This window comes from Sedimentibacter sp. B4 (assembly GCF_000309315.1).
Classification (GTDB): domain Bacteria; phylum Bacillota; class Clostridia; order Tissierellales; family Sedimentibacteraceae; genus Sedimentibacter; species Sedimentibacter saalensis.
Window position 1 is genome coordinate 1 of the sequence record NZ_CANG01000662.1, and the last position, 208, is coordinate 208.

Genomic DNA, 208 nt, shown 5'->3' on the forward strand with positions numbered 1-208 from the left:
CTCGTTGGCCTCGCCGAGGTCGTGGGTGAGCAGGGCGTTGCGGCTGGCCGCGGAGCGGGCGCGCAGGGTGTCGTAGACGGGTGCGCCTTCCTCACCGCACAGCCGCATGATGTCGGCCAGGTCGTCCAGGTCAGGGACGGCGAGGTCGTCGGCGAGGTGGTGCAGGGCGTCCCAGGGCTGTTGGCCGGAGAAGCGGGAGTGGGCCAGC

At 72.6% G+C, this 208-nt stretch carries 1 pseudogene; it reads right to left on the reverse strand.

Annotated features, from left to right (window positions below):
- Positions 1–208, reverse strand: a pseudogene (locus BN358_RS26775) (hypothetical protein); the annotation flags it as partial.